The following is a 15,455-nucleotide window of genomic DNA, read 5'->3' on the forward strand; positions in this document are numbered from 1 at the left end:
ATGCAGCTCCCCGCCATCCCTCAGCTTGAAACCGAACGCCTGGTCCTGCGCGGACCGGAGGCGGCGGATCTCGGCCCGATGGCTGCGTTCTTCGCTGATGAAGCACGCTCCTGGGGGTTCGGCGGGCCGCTCGACCGCAACGAGGCCTGGCGCTGGTTCACCATGTCGGTGGGCCACTGGGCGATGCGCGGCTTCGGCTTCTGGACCATCACCTGCAAGGACAGCGGCGAGGCGCTTGGCATCACCGGCATCTGGCAGCCCGAAGGCTGGACGGAACCGGAACTGGGGTGGGTTGCCTTCCCGGCGGGAGAAGGCCGCGGCATCATGGCCGAGGCGGCCCTGGCGGCGCGCACCCACGCCTATGAAGTCATGGGCCTGCCGGCGCTGAGCTCCAATATCTTCCCCGGCAATACACGCTCGGTGGCTTTGGCCGAGCGGCTGGGTGCCGTATTCGAAAAAAAAATCGACAACCCGAAACACGGGCGCGAGCTGGTTTACCGCCACCCTGCCCCCAACGCGCCCTGCGACGGCGGGATGGAGGCCTACGCATGACCTCCCGCCAGATCCGCGCTGTCCGGACCGCCGCAGGCCGCGGCCGTTTAACGGAATATTACGCAGTCTCTCAGATACTCCTTCACCGGATGGGTGAAAAAGACGCCGGGCGGCCCGCCGCCCGCGCAATGGGGTATGACATGAAAGACGCGCAACAGCGGTATCCGCGGCTGCTTTCCAAGCGGCTGATGCTGATTTCTCCGGCGGACCCGGAGTTCGACGCCCAGGCCGCCTTCCTGGCACCGGGCGCGCCGCGTTTCATCAATGCGGCGGATGATTCCGATTCCCTGTGGTGGTCGATCGCCACCATCATCGGCCACTGGCACCTGCACGGCTACGGCCTGTTTGCCGTGGTGGAGCGCAGCACCGGCAGCACCGTGGGCCTGGTCGGCCCCTGGTTCCCCAAGGGCTGGCCGGAACCGGAACTGTCCTGGCACCTGATGGAGACCGGCGGGGGCAAGGGCTATGCCAGCGAAGCGGTTCATTGCGTGCTGGACTGGCTGTTTGCCGAGGCCGGCTGGGACAGCATCGTCTCTTACGTGCCGGAGGAAAACGAGGCCTCCATCGCGCTGGCCCGCCGCGTCGGCGCCCAGCCGGAACGGCTGGCATCTTTCCGGCTGCAGCCTGCGCCCAACATCCGCGCTTGGCGCCATATGCCCTCGTCCCGTCCGGCCAGCCCCGGCGCTGCACAAGGGCTGCTGCACTGATGCGCCTGCACCGGGTCATATCCCGGCCTTGCCGCGCCCTTCCGCTGGAAGGAGCGCGCTGATGCCGTTTGACATCCCGGTGATCGAAACCGAACGCCTGGTGCTGCGCGCTGCGCGCACCGGGGATTTCGAGGCGCATGCCGCTTTCCTGGCCTCTGAGCGCAGCCGCTATGTCGACGGGCCGCAAGACCGCCAAAATGCCTGGTTCGGCTTCTGCACCAGCCTTGGCCACTGGGCCGCCCGCGGCTATGGAATGTGGACGATCGCGGACAAGGCAGATGGCACCCCGCTTGGGCGCACTGGTTTCCTGTACCACGAAGGCTGGGACGAGCCAGAACTCGGCTGGCACCTCTATGCCTCGGCCGAAGGCAAAGGCATCGCCTTCGAGGCTGCAGCAGCCGCGCGCAGCTATGGCGCCAAGCAATTCGGTCTTGATGGCGTGATCTCCTATATCGATCCTGCCAACACCCGTTCGCTTGCACTTGCCGAGCGCCTGGGCGCCCGGTACGAGCGCGAAGGCACCGTCATGGGCATCCCCTGCCAGGTCTGGCGCCACCCCAGCCAAGGGGAGGCCGCCTGATGCCGTTTGACATCCCGGTGATCGAAACCCGCCGCCTGGTGCTGCGCGGCCCCGAGGCGCAGGATTACCCCGACTTCAAGGCCACCTTCAGCTCCTACCGCTCCCGCTTCATGGGCGGGCCGCTGAACCCCTACGAGGCCTGGATGCTCTATGCCGCCGAGATCGGCCACTGGCAGGTGCGCGGCTTCGGCATGTGGATGATCCACGACAAGGACAGCAACGAGACCTACGGCATGGCCGGCGGCTGGCAGCCCGCGGGCTGGCCGGAGCGCGAGATTGCCTGGATCATCTGGCCCGGCGCCGCCGGCAAGGGCTATGCGCTGGAGGCAGCCCATGCCGCCCGCCAGCATTTCTATTCAAATCTGGGCTGGGAGACTGCGGTCAGCTATATCGACCCGAAGAATCTCGACTCGATCCGGCTCGCGGAACGGCTCGGCGCCCGGAAGGACCACGGTGCCGACACCATTGACGGCAACGATGCCGTCTACCGCCACCCCGCACCGGACGCCCTGAAGGACAGCCAGATTGGACATGGGATCGAAATGGAAATCAGCCATTACGCCGATCCGCTCTTCAAACCGGAGGGCTGGGCCATTGACTGAACTGCGCGCGATTTCCCGGATGCTGCGCTGCGGCGGTGCACAGGTGGTGCACAGCCGGTGCACGCCTGGCACCCCCTCGACGGCACCCCGCCCTGCTGTATTGCGGAGACCCCGATGACAACAGATATCCAAGATCCCGTTGCCCGCGCAGCCGCGCTGCTGAAGGGCCACCGCGAAAGCATCGACCGTCTGGATGCAATCCTCGTCTATACTCTGGGCGAGCGGTTCAAGCACACCCAGGCGGTGGGCCGGCTCAAGGCCGAACACGACCTTCCCCCGTCCGATCCCACCCGCGAAGCGGCCCAGATCGCACGGCTCGAAGACCTGGCGGATCAGGCCGATCTGGACCCTGAATTCGCCAAGGCATTCCTGAACTTCATCATTGATGAAGTCATCCGCCACCACAAGAAACACCAAGAATAACAACGAACAACAGGAACAACCGGGGCATACCCCGGACAATGCCATCAAAGGAGATGTACCCATGGCAATGAAAATCCGTTTGGCCCGCGGCGGCTCCAAAAAACGCCCCTTCTACCGCATCGTGGCTGCTGACAGCCGCATGCCGCGCGACGGCCGCTTCATCGAGAAGCTGGGCACCTACAACCCGCTGCTGCCGAAAGACTCGGAAGACCGCGTGAAAATGGACCTGGAGCGCGTGCAGCACTGGCTGGACCAGGGTGCGCAGCCGACCGACCGTATCGCCCGCATGCTGGAAGCCGCAGGCGTCCGTGCCAAGGCCGAGCGCAGCAACCCGAAAAAAGGCACCCCGGGCAAGAAAGCCCAGGAGCGCGCCGAAGAGAAAGCTGCAAAGGCCGCTGAAGCCGCCGAAGCAGCTGCAGACGCGGAATAATTCCGTGGAGCTGCGGGGCGCTTTTCCCGAGGAGTTCCGCAGCCAGCTTGATCTGCTGATGCGGCTCCGGCGCGACGTGCGCCGGTTCCGCAGCGATCCGGTGGAGGAGGCAGTGCTGATGCGCTGCCTCTCTGCCATTCCGCTCGCCCCTTCGGTGGGCTTGAGCGAACCCTGGCGCATCCTGCGGGTGGAGAGCGAAACCGCCCGCGCCGCTGCGCTGAAGAATTTCGAAGCCGCCAATGCCCAGGCGCTGACCGGGTATTCCGGCGAAAGGGCTGAGCGTTACGCGGAACTGAAACTGTCCGGCATGCGCGATGCTCCGGTGCAGCTTGCGGTCTACTGCGACGATGAGACCACCCAGGGCCACGGCCTGGGCGCCGCCACCATGCCGGAGATGCGCCGCTATTCAGTGGTTACCGCCATCACCCTGTTCTGGCTCGCGCTGCGCGCCGAAGGACTGGGGCTGGGCTGGGTTTCGGTGCTGGACCCCCAGCAGCTGAACCGCGATCTGAACGCCCCCGAAGGCTGGCAGCTGATCGGCTATTTCTGCATCGGCTACCCGGAGCGGCTGTCGGACACGCCGGAACTGGAAGAAACCGGCTGGGAAAGCCGGATGGCGGACCTGCCGCTTGAAACCCGCTGAGGCCTGTCATGGGACGGTTGATAAGGCTTGTGTTTTTTGTTGCAGTGGCCTTTACCGCGGGCATCTTCTTTGAACGCAACCATCAAAGTGAACTCTGCGAACAATCCGGCGGCCAATGGCTGCGCGCGGGGTTCTGTGCAAAGGACTGACAGCATGAGCGATCTGATCTGCGTAGGCGCCATTTCCGGGTCCTTCGGGGTGCGCGGCGAGGTGCGGCTCAAGAGCTTCTGTGCCATCCCGGAAGAGATCGAGGAGTACTCGCCGCTCAGCAATGAGGACGGGACCAAGACCTACTCCCTGACCATCACCCGCCCGATCAAGAACGGCTTTGCCGCGTTGCTGGAAGGTGTTGAAACCAAGGAAGAGGCCGACGCTATCAAGGGATTGCGGCTGTTTGCCCGCCGCGATCAGCTGCCGCAGCTGCCGGATGACGAGTTCTACCACACCGACCTGATCGGGCTGGAAGTCTATGACACCGGCGGCACGCTGCTGGGAACGGTGAAATCGGTGCAGAACCACGGCGCCTCTGACCTGCTGGAGATCCACGGCCCCGGCCTCAAGACAACCGTGCTGCTGCCCTTCACCCTGGAAGCGGTGCCAACCGTGGATCTGACCCAGCGCCGTATTGTCGCCGACCCGCCCGAAGGATTGTTCTGAAAGGTGCATATGGGGCTTTGCCCCCTTGCGCCATTGGCGCTCACCCCCAGGATACTACCTGCCAGAAGAAGACTGGATCTCTTGTTCATCTGGCCGAAAATATCCCGGAGCGCGAGGCAGAGCCTCGCATAACTCCGCTTTCTTCGCAGCGCGCCATCGCCTAAGAGGACGCCATGACAGACACGCCCTCCCGCTCCCATGGCCGCAAGGCCATCCGCCCCACGCTGAAACCGCGTGAGCTGATGACGCCGACGCCGGACCTGGCAGGCGTGTGGAAGGCCAAGATCATCACCCTGTTTCCAGGGGCCTTTCCCGGTGTGCTGGGCGAAAGCCTGACCGGCAAGGCGCTGCAGGAGGGCCTTTGGCAGCTGGAGACCACCGATCTGCGCGAATTCGGCGTTGGCAAGCACCGCAATGTCGATGACACGCCCGCAGGCGGCGGCGCCGGCATGGTGCTGCGCGCCGATGTGCTGGGCGAAGCGATCGAACACACGATGGCGGATACCCGCGGCAACTGGCCCCTGGTCTACCTGACCCCGCGCGGACGGCCGATGAACCAACAGATGATGCATAATTTTGCCCAATGCGACGGCATCACCCTGCTCTGCGGGCGGTTCGAGGGCGTCGATGAACGGGTGCTGGAGCACTACGGCATTCAGGAGGTCTCGCTGGGCGATTTCGTGATGACCGGTGGTGAACTGGCGGCGCAGGCGCTGATCGACGCCACCGTTCGGCTGATCCCGGGGGTTCTGGGCAACCACGCCTCGACCGAGGAGGAGAGCTTTTCCTCCGGCCTCTTGGAACACCCGCAATACACCCGCCCTGCCGAATGGAAAGGCCGGGAAATCCCTGATGTGTTGATGTCCGGCCATCACGGCAAGATCGCAGACTGGCGCCACGGGATGAGCGAAGAGATCACCAAGGCCCGCCGCCCGGACCTGTGGGAGGCCTACATCCGCTCCAAGGATAGCGGCAAGCCATAGCGCAAGTGACGCACCAGCCTGGCTTTTCCCCAATGCAAGCCGTTGCCGCATTGGCGAACCCGTGTTTTACTCCTCCTGCATAAGTTAAATGACAGGAGACAGCAGGGTGGCTGGGAAATTTGAACTCTACACCGACAACGCAGGCGAATTCCGCTTCCGCCTGAAGGCAGGCAACGGCGAGAACATTCTGGCCAGCGAAGGCTACAAGCAGAAGGCCAGCGCCGAGAACGGTATTGAATCGGTCCGCAAGAATGCCGGCGACGACGCGCGCTATGAGCGCAAGGAAACCGCGGCCGGCAAACATATGTTCAACCTCAAGGCCACCAATGGCCAGGTGATCGGCACCTCACAGAGCTACACCAGTACCTCTGGCCGCGATAACGGCATCGAGTCGGTCAAGAAGAACGCGCCTGACGCGGCTTTGGACGACCAGACCGCCTGAAACAGCACCGGGCCCTGTCCGGGCCCGGCCGCAGCCGGCTAGTTCGGCATCTTATTGTTTTTCCAGACCGTCAGCGTTGTTCCCTGCTTGAAGGTGACATCGCCCTTGGACTGGTTCCGCTCCGTTTCCCAGCCAATATCACTGCTGCCCAGCCGGTCATCCGGGAAGTGGGTCTTGAACTTCCAGTCGCCAGCCGTGGACGAGCGGGTCAGCACAACCAGGCAGTGGGGCACCATCTTCACACCGTCGCCACCGGATTTTTCAACCAGTTTCACGTTCAGGGCCTTGAACATGTCATCCAGGCTGGATTTGCCCTGTTCAAAGTCGGAAACCGCGGATTTGATATCGTTGAGCGAAACGGCAGCTCCGTCACGCTTGAGCGCATAACCCCAGCCCGGCGCCGAGGCCGGCGGCCCCATCTTCAAGGTCAGCGAGGTCAGTTCGTCCGTAACCTGATTGGCCTGGGTCTTTTTGCCGGTGGCATAATGCGTGAACCCCTTGAACTTTGCGGCGATGGAGGTGGCCCGGTCGAAGGCTTCCTTTTCCAGCACCGGGGTTGCCCACATGGAGGCATTGCCGCCGCTGTACTGCTTGCGGTCAAAGCTGGCTGCGATCTGCTTTTCGACTTCCGAGCGGTTGGCGATCACCCGTTTGCCGTCCTCCTCGGTATAGGTGATTTTCACCTTGTTCCACTTCTCGGTCACCTGCGCGGTGCCGGAGGAATTGCCGCTCTGATCCGGGGTCACCCCGTCCTGCGAAGAGGCCCGCATCGCCTGGCGTTCCATGCCGGTCTGCGCGCCGTGGCGGCCGGTGCCGTGGCCTTCGCCGCCGTCCTCTGCCTTGATGCGCTCTTCCTGCCATTGCTGCGCCTCGGCCTGCTTCTTGATCAGCGCCTCGATCTGGCTGCGGGCCTGATCCACCGGCACGCTGTCCAGCATTTCATCCAAAGCCGTGATGCGGGATTTGATATTGCCTAAGGCTGTGACAAAAGCTTTTTCCTTTTCCAGCTTCTCGGCCTTCAGCTCCTCGACATTTTTCAGCAGCTGGCCGCGGGACTGCTCCAGCACCTGTTTGGCCTTCTCAAGCCGCTCGGCGCTGGCGTCGACCTGCTGCTGCTTCTTGCTGATGTCCTTGGCTTTGGTCAGCCCTGACAGGGTTTCCTGCAAGTCCTTCAGCACCCCGGCTTCGCGGGTCACGGCCGTTTCCAGCTTGCCCAGCTTCGCGATTTCCTCCTTGATCCGGCTGGCCAGCATCTTGGCTGCTTTGCCGCTATCCGACTGCGCGAACTCCTCGCTGCGCTTTTCCGCGTCTTGCTCATCCGACGCCAGCGCCGCCTTCACGTAACCGACCATTTCCTTGTCGAGCACCTCCAGCCGGGCATAGGCCTGCTGCCATTCGCCTTTCTCCAAATGTTCCGCGACAGCTCCGAAATGCTGGCGCAGCGCCTTGCGCTCGTCATCCATGATCTTGCCTTTGACCTTGTCGAACCGGGCGGTCGTGGCCTTAAGCCGGGTCTTGGCGTTGGTTTCTTCCTTGGAGGCCTCTTTGCCGCCACCGATCAGCTTGATCAGCTCCTCCATTCGGGTGTTGAGGGCGATCAGGGTCTTGGCAGCCTTTGCCTGATCCGTGTCTTTCTGCTCCTCTATCTGACCGAACAGGATGCGCAGCTCTTTGCGCTCGTCATCCGTAATCCTGCCCTTGATCTTGTCGAACCGGCTTTCCACCGCCTGAAGGCGCTTCAGGAAACGCTTGTCCGGGTCTTCCTCACCGCCTGCGTCAAGGTCTGCGGCCACCATCTTGTAGTCGAACTGGGTGCCCTTCATCAGCGGTTTCAGCTTCTTGTCAGGCATCTTGCCCTTCACAAGGCTCAGCTTCAGGGTGCTGCCTTCGACGAAACACTGCCCGACGGCCCGCTGCTTGGCCTTGGACTTCAACTCCTTCAGCAGGGGGGCAGACACCTCGCCGACAATAAGGATAGACTGAGCAGCCCCGTTCAGCGTGACCTCATCGTAGAAGTAGAAATCACTCAGCGAGGCATCCAGCTTTTTGAGCTCCTTCTTCAATTCTGCCTTGTAAGTCTGTTCGCTGTTGAAAACGTCGGTCTTCTTAAATGGCATGCTGTTTCCCTCCCTGGTGAGGCGCGCCCGGCTGCTTGTTTATCTTCCCGCCGCGTAAACTTTTGTATTTGAACGGTAACCGCAGATCGGCACCCGATCAAAATGAAATCACCGCCTGCGTTCAGACCGCTGCCGCAAAATTCCCTTGAAACATTGGCCCGGCAGGCATAAAAGCCGCTCGTCTGGTGCCGGGAATCGGCCCCGGGCCGCTGGCTGTTGGATCAGCCATGGAAATCTTCTTCGGTTTCCTTCCGGATCCAGCCCGCCAGCAGCAAGGAACAGACGGCGTGATCTCTGGCGGGCTGCCTTTGGCGGGACCCGGTGAAGACCAGGAGCTCTCATGACGGCACAAACCTCTGCGGAATGAACCGCAGGCAGATTAGGAGAGTTGCGATGGACCTGATCGCACAGCTGGAGGCGGAACAGATCGCCGCCCTGGGGAAAGAGATCCCCGACTTCAAAGCCGGTGACACCATCCGTGTCGGCTACAAGGTGACCGAAGGCTCGCGTTCGCGCGTGCAGATGTACGAAGGCGTTTGCATCAGCCGCAAAAACGGCTCGGGCATTGCCGGTTCGTTCACCGTCCGCAAGATTTCGTTCGGCGAAGGCGTGGAGCGTGTGTTCCCGCTGTTCTCGACCAACATCGACTCGATCGAAGTGGTGCGCCGCGGCCGCGTCCGCCGCGCCAAGCTGTACTACCTGCGCGCCCGCCGCGGTAAGTCGGCCCGTATCGCAGAAGATGCGAACTACAAGCCCAAGAAAGCCTAAGGAGCGGTATCATGAAAAAAGACACCCATCCCGATTACCACTTCATCGACGTCAAAATGACCGACGGCACCATCATCAAGATGCGCTCCACCTGGGGCTCCGAGGGTGATCAGCTGGCTCTGGACATCGACCCGACCGTGCACCCGGCCTGGACCGGCGGCACCTCGCGCCTGCTGGACGCCGGCGGCCGCGTGTCCAAGTTCAAGAAGAAATACGAAGGCCTGGGCTTCTAAGCCGCCTGCCGTATTTTGCAGAACTCCCGAAGGCTGCCCCGGACGGGCAGCCTTCTTTCTTTTTCTCCTGACGCTGGGGCCGGATGCGCACCCCGCGGGAAAGACAGCCCCCTCGTGAAACAAGCCCTGGCCAACGCACTGCAAGAGCGCGGATATGAAACCCTGACCCAAGTGCAGGAGGCTGTGACCCAACCCGACGTGGAAGGGCGCGACCTGCTGGTGTCTGCACAGACCGGATCGGGCAAGACCGTCGGTTTTGGCCTGGCCTTGGCCCAGGATCTGCTGGGTGACGACGAGGAGTTCGGCGAGGCCGCGGCGCCGCTGGCGCTGGTGATCGCCCCGACCCGCGAACTGGCATTGCAGGTGAAACACGAACTGGGCTGGCTCTACCGCGGCGCGGGCGCACGGATTGCTTCCTGCGTGGGCGGCATGGACATGCGCGACGAGCGCCGGGCGCTGGAACGCGGCGCCCATATCGTGGCGGCCACTCCGGGCCGTCTGCGCGACCACATCGCGCGCGGTTCCATTGACCTCAGCCAGGTGCGCGGCGTGGTGCTTGATGAGGCCGACGAAATGCTGGACCTCGGTTTCCGCGAGGATCTGGAGTTCATCCTGGGCGAGGCGCCCGAAGACCGCCGCACCCTGTTGTTCTCCGCCACCGTGCCGCCTGCGATTGCCAGCCTGGCCGAGACCTTCCAGCGCGATGCGATGCGGATCAAGACCGCGGGCGAGACCAAGCAGCACGCGGATATCGAATACCGCCTGATGAGCGTGGCGCAAGCAGATGCGGAAAACGCCATCATCAACGTGCTGCGCTACTATGAGGCGCCCAGCTCCATCGTCTTTGCCAACACCCGCGCTGCCGTGAACCGTCTGGCGGCGCGGCTGACCAACCGCGGCCTGCCGGTAGTGTCTCTGTCGGGCGAGCTGAGCCAGACCGAACGCAGCCACGCGCTGCAGGCAATGCGCGACGGGCGCGCGCGGGTTTGCGTGGCCACCGATGTGGCGGCACGCGGTATCGACCTTCCCGGGCTGGAACTGGTGGTCCATGCTGAGCTGCCCTCGAATCACGAAACCCTCCTCCACCGTTCCGGCCGCACCGGCCGTGCGGGCCGTAAGGGCGTCAGTGCGCTGATCGCTCCGCCGAAAGCGCGCGCCAAGGCGCTGCGCCTGCTGAAATGGGCCAAGCTGACCGCCGAGCATTGCGAAGCCCCCTCTGCTGATAACGTGCTGGCGCGCGACGAAGAACGGATGCTGGCCGATCCGGTCTGGCAAGAGCCGGTTGCCGAAAACGAGCAGGCAGGCGTTCAGACCCTGCTGGACACGTTCACACCCGAACAGATCGCCGCAACCTACCTGCGCCTGTTCCGCAGCCGCCATTCGGCACCCGAAGACCTGCGCCCGGCGGACACGCCGGAGCCGCGCAAAGAGCGTAAGGAACGCAAAGCCTTCGGCCCCTCCGTCTGGTTCTCCCTGTCGGGCGGCCGCGAGGCCGGGGCCGACCCGCGCAAGGTGCTGCCGATGCTGTGCAAGGCCGGCAATATCGACCGCGATGCCATCGGCGCAATCCGGGTGCAGGACAATGAGACCTTTGCCGAAATCAGCGAAGGCGCGGTTGAGGGCTTCCTCAAGGCGCTGGACGGCAAGACAGAGCTGGAGCCGGGCGCCGTCCTGACCCAGCTGGCTGAAGCACCGGAACTGGCCCCAGCCCCGCGCCGCGGACCCGGCGGGCCGAAAGGCGGCTTCAAGGGCGACCGCAAGCCCAAGCCGCACCGCGGCAAGGACGACGGCCCGAAGCCGTACCGCGCCAAAGAGGAGAGCTCCAAACCCTACCGCGCCAAATCCGAGCGCTCCGAGGACAGCCGTCCGCCGCGCAAGGAGTGGAAAGACAAACCCGCACGGGAAGAGCGCCGCGAGCCGCGCAGCGACGCACGCCCCAGCAAGCCCAAACCGGCTGTGACCGCCAAGCCCAAAGGCGCATCGGATCCGTCCAAACGCATGACCCGGCCCGGCGCGCCCGCGGCCAAGCCATTCAAGGCGAAAGGCCCCAAGCCGCCGGTCGGCAAGCCGAACAGCAAGAAGAACAAGGCGCGTGCTGCAGCAGCCCTGACTGTAAAAGGCGGCAAGGGCGGCGATGCCCGCCCCAAGCGCAAGCCGGCGGGTCCTGCAAAACACAGGTGATACACTAAGTTTACCAGCCTGCCCGCGCGGCTTTTCTTGGCGGAAACCAGAGCCTATACAGGGTCCCAAAGCGAAAGACGTGCGAGAAAGCACGAGCGAAGGGACCTGTACATGGCGCATATCATTGTCGTCGGCAACGAGAAGGGCGGCGCGGGCAAATCCACTGTCTCCATGCATGTCGCAACCACCCTGGCCCGACTGGGCCACAAGGTCGCGGCACTGGATCTGGATCTGCGGCAGCGCTCGATGGGGCGTTACCTGGAAAACCGCAAGGATTTCTGCGTCAAATCCGGCCTGAACCTGCCGATGGTGGAAATCCACGAGCTGCCGGAGATCGACCCGGCCAGCCTGCAGCCGGGCGAGAACATCTATGACCACCGCCTGTCGGCGGCGGTTTCCGCGCTGGAGCCGGGCCATGATTTCATCCTGATCGACTGCCCCGGCTCGCACACGCGCCTCAGCCAGGTGGCGCATTCGCTGGCGGACACCCTGATCACGCCGCTCAACGACAGCTTTGTCGATTTCGACCTGCTGGCGCATGTGGACCAGAAGGGTGAGACCATCACCGGGCCGTCAGTTTATTCGGAAATGGTCTGGAACGCCCGCCAGCTGCGGGCGCAGGCCGGGCTCAAGCCGATCGACTGGATCGTGATCCGCAACCGGGTCGGCACCCAGCGCATGGTCAACAAGGAAAAGATGGAACGCGCCATCAAGATGCTGTCCAAGCGGATCGGCTTCCGCGTCGCCCCCGGCTTTTCCGAACGGGTGATCTTCCGCGAACTGTTCCCGCGGGGGCTGACGCTGCTGGACCTCAAGGACATCGGCGTCAAGCAGCTGAACATCTCCAACATCGCCGCCCGGCAGGAGCTGCGCGACATGATGAAAGAGGTGAACCTGCCCGGGGTCGAGATCAGCATCTGACCCCGATCGTGCGGCTGCTTAGCTGTCGCAGCCGCAATTGCCGCGGTAGATCGTGTACAGCTCCATCGGCTCTGCCACGCCGCGCAGCATGTAGCGGCCCAGGGACACCAGGTCATGATTGGTCCCCCTGGCCGCGGCCTTCACATCTTCGGACATGATGATGTTCTGGCCGACGGAGCGGTGCATGCCGGCAATCCGGGCGGTCTGGTTCACCGCCTGGCCGATCACGGTGAAATCCAGCCGGTTCTCGGCCCCGATGTTGCCATAGAGAATGTCGCCCGCATGCAGCGCCAAGGTGAAGCCTGCTGTTGGCAGACCCTGCTCCTCGCGCTCGCTGTTATAGGCCCGCACCTTGCCGCACAGCTCATTTGCTGCCGCCAGCGCTGCGTGGGCGTCTTCCTCAATGCTGCCCAGGTTGAACATGGTCAGCATGCCATCCCCCATGAACTTGAGGATATTGCCACCATGCGCCTGGATGGTTTCCACCGCCAGGCCGAAATAGCCGTTCAGCATCTCGATCAGCTCGGTGCCGGGCAGCCGCTCCGCCAGCTGGGTAAATCCCTTCAGGTCGAACAGGCAGATCACCGCGCCGATCTGCTGCGAAGAACCGCGCTGGATCTCGCCGGACAGCACCCGGCGGCCGGCGTCGCGCCCCAGATAGACCTGCAGCAGGTCACTGGCCATCTGCCGGTTGGAGGAGGATTTCAGCGCCAGCCCCAGATGCGGCAGGGTGGTGCGGATCAGGTCAAGTTCGCGGCTGGAAAACCCGCCGGGGCGGTCCGAGGCCCAGGAGACAAGCATCCCCTCGCTGGGATGGCGCGGATCGTTGGGCTCGTCATCCGGCGGTGCAAAACGCACACCCTTAGCGAAGTAGTCGGTCGCCCCGCGCTCGCGGAGCTCAGGCAGCAACGGGAACTGTTCCGGCGCGCCGTCTTCCAGCCGCTCACGGAACTCTTCCAGATTATGTTCGAGGATGTGGAAGAACGGGCTGCGCAGCCATTCCTCGCGCGGGGATTCGCGGTATTCGTAGTGCTCGTGGCTGATGCCGTCGGCCCGGGTCCAGTTGAAGCCGATGCCGCCGAACTTCGGGTGGAACGCCCGCTGCGCCACATGAAAGCGCCACAGCGGCACCCCTGCATCAACCAGACGCTGGCAATACCCCTGTAAAAGATCCTGCTGCGGCGCCCCGTGCAGGCCCTGCTCCATGAGCCAGGCAATCAGCGGCCCTGAATTGACATCAATCTGTATCATCGCTTCACCTTCAATCCCGCTGCTTTATCTGGGGTCTGGGCCGTACAATGTCTATGGTTCGATCCCTGCTAAATTGCGCAGCATATACCGCAAAATTGCAACCTCGCCGGTGGTGAACCGGGCGCAGATCCGGGTATCGAACTCCAACGCGTGCTCGCGCAGGTCCTTGTAGGCGGCCTCCCCTGCCGGGGTCAGCGCCAGATGTTCAGACCGGCGGTCGCTTTCATCGCGGGTGCGGGTCACGAAGCGCTTCTCTGCCAGCTTGGCCACCGCGCGGCTGATCTTGGTCTTGTGGATCTTGGCGCGGCTGCCGATTTCCTTGGCTGTCATCTGGCCGTAATTGCCCAGATGGAACAGCACCCGCCACTCGGTGCGCAGCATTCCATAGCGGTTCTTGTAGTGTTTCTGGAACCCCAGCGAGCTTTCCTCTGCCGCGCGGTTCAGCAGATAGGGCAGGAAATCCTGCAAAGCGAAATCATCTTTTTCGTCCATTTTCGTCCCCTTCCCCTTGTTAGTTACAAAAACAACTAATATTCCGCAAGCAGCAAGAGGAGAAACGCGCGATGAATCGGCCAGCCGATCCCCATGAAATGATCCAGGCTCCCTCTCTTCAGGGGCCGCACGAGGGCTATATGCCCGGCTTTGCAAACGACTTTGAAACCGAGGCGCTGCCCGGCGCGCTGCCGCAGGGCATGAACAGCCCGCAAAAGTGCAACTATGGCCTTTACGGCGAACAGCTGAGCGGCACCGCCTTCACCGCCGACGTGCCGGAGCGGACCTGGTGCTACCGCATCCGCCCGTCGGTCAAGCATTCGCACCGCTATGAAAAAATCGACCTGCCGCATTGGAAGTCGGCGCCTTGCGTCGATCCGGACGTGATCTCGCTGGGCCAGTACCGCTGGGACCCGGTGCCGCATTCGGATGAAGGCCTCACCTGGCTCACTGGCATGCGCACCATGACCACCGCCGGCGATGTGAACACCCAAGTGGGCATGGCCAGCCATATCTATCTGGTCACCGAGTCGATGGTGGACAGCTATTTCTTCTCCGCCGACTCGGAGCTCCTAGTGGTTCCGCAAGAAGGACGGCTGCGGTTTGCGACCGAACTGGGCATCATTGACCTGGCGCCGCAGGAGATTGCGATCATCCCACGCGGGCTGGTCTACCAGGTGGAAGTGCTCGAAGGCCCCTGCCGCGGCTTTGTTTGCGAAAACTACGGCCAGAAGTTCGAATTGCCGGGCCGCGGCCCGATCGGCGCCAACTGCATGGCCAACCCGCGTGACTTCAAGGCTCCGGTAGCGGCGTTTGAGGACCGCGAGGTGCCCTCAACCGTGACCATCAAATGGTGCGGCCAGTTTCATGAGACCGAAATCGGCCACTCGCCGCTTGATGTGGTCGCCTGGCACGGCAACTACGCGCCCTATAAATACGACCTGACCACCTATTGCCCGGTCGGTGCGATCCTGTTCGACCACCCGGACCCATCGATTTTCACCGTGCTGACCGCGCCGTCGGGCGTGCCGGGCACCGCCAACATCGACTTTGTGCTGTTCCGCGAGCGCTGGATGGTGGCGGAGAACACCTTCCGCCCGCCGTGGTATCACAAGAACATCATGTCGGAGCTGATGGGCAACATTTACGGCCAGTACGACGCCAAGCCGCAGGGCTTTGTGCCGGGCGGCATGAGCTTGCACAACATGATGCTGCCGCACGGTCCGGACAAGAACGCCTTTGAGGGGGCGTCGAACTCCAACCTCGGCCCGGAAAAGCTGGACAACACCATGTCCTTCATGTTCGAGACCCGCTTCCCGCAGCATCTGACCGCATTTGCAGCCAAGGACGCGCCGCTGCAGGATGACTACATCGATTGCTGGAGCGACATCGAGAAGAAGTTCGACGGCACGCCCGGCCTGAAATGAAACGGTGAGGGGGCGCTGCCCCCTCTGGGCCTTACCGGCCCATTCA

The 15,455-nt window shown here is 63.2% G+C and carries 18 protein-coding genes; 15 read left to right on the forward strand and 3 right to left on the reverse strand.

The window, feature by feature from the left end; genetic code table 11:
• From AC58NV_RS13220 to AC58NV_RS13265, 10 genes are all read left to right on the forward strand, one after another.
• A complete protein-coding gene (locus AC58NV_RS13220; RefSeq protein WP_497227542.1) occupies positions 1-552 on the forward strand; it encodes a GNAT family N-acetyltransferase in 552 nt (183 codons plus the stop codon).
• A gap of 140 nt (positions 553-692) precedes the next feature.
• Positions 693-1,259 (forward strand): GNAT family N-acetyltransferase, encoded by a 567-nt coding sequence (locus tag AC58NV_RS13225; protein WP_497227543.1) that lies wholly within the window; start codon positions 693-695, stop codon positions 1,257-1,259.
• Positions 1,260-1,320: 61 nt separating this feature from the next.
• Positions 1,321-1,839 (forward strand): GNAT family N-acetyltransferase, encoded by a 519-nt coding sequence (locus AC58NV_RS13230; protein ID WP_497227544.1) that lies wholly within the window; start codon positions 1,321-1,323, stop codon positions 1,837-1,839.
• Positions 1,839-2,441, forward strand: a complete 603-nt coding sequence (locus AC58NV_RS13235) for a GNAT family N-acetyltransferase (RefSeq protein ID WP_497227545.1) — start codon at positions 1,839-1,841, stop codon at positions 2,439-2,441. Before AC58NV_RS13230 ends, AC58NV_RS13235 begins: the two co-directional genes overlap by 1 nt.
• 114 nt (positions 2,442-2,555) lie before the next feature.
• Positions 2,556-2,864 (forward strand): chorismate mutase, encoded by a 309-nt coding sequence (locus tag AC58NV_RS13240; RefSeq protein ID WP_019296653.1) that lies wholly within the window; start codon positions 2,556-2,558, stop codon positions 2,862-2,864.
• 61 nt (positions 2,865-2,925) lie between these two features.
• Complete coding sequence (gene rpsP / locus AC58NV_RS13245; protein ID WP_019296654.1) at positions 2,926-3,294, forward strand: 30S ribosomal protein S16; 369 nt, start codon at positions 2,926-2,928, stop codon at positions 3,292-3,294.
• A gap of 4 nt (positions 3,295-3,298) precedes the next feature.
• A complete protein-coding gene (gene bluB / locus AC58NV_RS13250; protein ID WP_497227546.1) occupies positions 3,299-3,937 on the forward strand; it encodes a 5,6-dimethylbenzimidazole synthase in 639 nt (212 codons plus the stop codon).
• 153 nt (positions 3,938-4,090) lie between these two features.
• Positions 4,091-4,594 (forward strand): ribosome maturation factor RimM, encoded by a 504-nt coding sequence (rimM, locus tag AC58NV_RS13255; RefSeq protein WP_497227547.1) that lies wholly within the window; start codon positions 4,091-4,093, stop codon positions 4,592-4,594.
• A 173-nt stretch (positions 4,595-4,767) separates the two neighbouring features.
• A complete protein-coding gene (trmD, locus tag AC58NV_RS13260) occupies positions 4,768-5,577 on the forward strand; it encodes a tRNA (guanosine(37)-N1)-methyltransferase TrmD (RefSeq protein ID WP_497227548.1) in 810 nt (269 codons plus the stop codon).
• Positions 5,578-5,683: 106 nt separating this feature from the next.
• Positions 5,684-6,019, forward strand: coding sequence for a YegP family protein (locus AC58NV_RS13265; protein WP_497227549.1), 336 nt, complete (start codon positions 5,684-5,686; stop codon positions 6,017-6,019).
• 38 nt (positions 6,020-6,057) lie between these two features.
• Here the strand turns inward: AC58NV_RS13265 and AC58NV_RS13270 are convergent, their stop codons facing one another.
• A complete protein-coding gene (locus AC58NV_RS13270) occupies positions 6,058-8,136 on the reverse strand; it encodes a hypothetical protein (RefSeq protein ID WP_497227550.1) in 2,079 nt (692 codons plus the stop codon).
• Between the two features lie 393 nt (positions 8,137-8,529).
• Here AC58NV_RS13270 and rplS point away from each other — a divergent pair, with 393 nt between their 5' ends.
• The 4 genes from rplS to AC58NV_RS13290 all read left to right on the forward strand — a co-directional run bounded on the left by rplS (position 8,530) and on the right by AC58NV_RS13290 (position 12,239).
• Positions 8,530-8,904 (forward strand): 50S ribosomal protein L19, encoded by a 375-nt coding sequence (rplS, locus tag AC58NV_RS13275; RefSeq protein WP_019296661.1) that lies wholly within the window; start codon positions 8,530-8,532, stop codon positions 8,902-8,904.
• 11 nt (positions 8,905-8,915) lie between these two features.
• The gene (rpmE, locus tag AC58NV_RS13280; RefSeq protein ID WP_039132115.1) at positions 8,916-9,137 is read left to right on the forward strand and encodes a 50S ribosomal protein L31; all 222 of its coding nucleotides are present in this window, start codon (positions 8,916-8,918) and stop codon (positions 9,135-9,137) included.
• A 114-nt stretch (positions 9,138-9,251) separates the two neighbouring features.
• The gene (locus AC58NV_RS13285; protein WP_497227551.1) at positions 9,252-11,318 is read left to right on the forward strand and encodes a DEAD/DEAH box helicase; all 2,067 of its coding nucleotides are present in this window, start codon (positions 9,252-9,254) and stop codon (positions 11,316-11,318) included.
• A 111-nt stretch (positions 11,319-11,429) separates the two neighbouring features.
• Complete coding sequence (locus AC58NV_RS13290) at positions 11,430-12,239, forward strand: division plane positioning ATPase MipZ (RefSeq protein WP_497227552.1); 810 nt, start codon at positions 11,430-11,432, stop codon at positions 12,237-12,239.
• An 18-nt stretch (positions 12,240-12,257) separates the two neighbouring features.
• Here AC58NV_RS13290 and AC58NV_RS13295 read toward each other — a convergent pair whose 3' ends face one another.
• Positions 12,258-13,490: an adenylate/guanylate cyclase domain-containing protein gene (locus tag AC58NV_RS13295; protein ID WP_497227553.1), complete on the reverse strand. Its 1,233-nt coding sequence runs from the start codon at positions 13,488-13,490 to the stop codon at positions 12,258-12,260.
• A 51-nt stretch (positions 13,491-13,541) separates the two neighbouring features.
• Entirely contained in the window at positions 13,542-13,982 is a 441-nt protein-coding gene (locus AC58NV_RS13300; protein ID WP_497227554.1) for a MarR family winged helix-turn-helix transcriptional regulator, read from the reverse strand.
• Between the two features lie 71 nt (positions 13,983-14,053).
• Here AC58NV_RS13300 and hmgA point away from each other — a divergent pair, with 71 nt between their 5' ends.
• A complete protein-coding gene (gene hmgA, locus AC58NV_RS13305; protein WP_497227555.1) occupies positions 14,054-15,409 on the forward strand; it encodes a homogentisate 1,2-dioxygenase in 1,356 nt (451 codons plus the stop codon).
• The last annotated feature ends 46 nt before the right edge of the window (positions 15,410-15,455 follow it).

The sequence above is a fragment of the Leisingera sp. ANG49 genome (genome assembly GCF_059694505.1).